General features: G+C 49.4%; 1 protein-coding gene. It reads right to left on the bottom strand.

The genetic code is table 11. From position 1 onward, the window contains the following. Window positions 1–255, bottom strand: a 255-nt coding sequence (locus NLF92_RS13410) for an aldehyde dehydrogenase family protein (protein WP_254102753.1), incomplete at both ends; no start/stop codon positions are given.

Raw genomic sequence — 255 nt, 5'->3', positions numbered from 1 at the left:
GTAGGCAACAGGCACTGGAATAGGTACATTAATCCCTACCATGCCCACGTTTACACGTTGCGCAAATTCGCGCGCCGCATGGCCGTTACGGGTGTACATAGCAACACCGTTACCGTATTGATGATCACTTGCTAAGTTAACCGCTTCGTTGAAATCTTTCGCGCGCACCATTTGAAGCACTGGACCAAAAATCTCCTCTTGGTATGAGCGCATGTCTTTGGTCACGTGGTCAAAGAACGTTGGGCCGATGAAGTA

The sequence above is a fragment of the Opacimonas viscosa genome (assembly GCF_024199005.1).
GTDB lineage: Bacteria > Pseudomonadota > Gammaproteobacteria > Enterobacterales > Alteromonadaceae > Opacimonas > Opacimonas viscosa.
The sequence above is the reverse complement of the archived record's forward strand: the minus strand, read 5'-3'. Positions and strand labels throughout refer to the sequence as shown.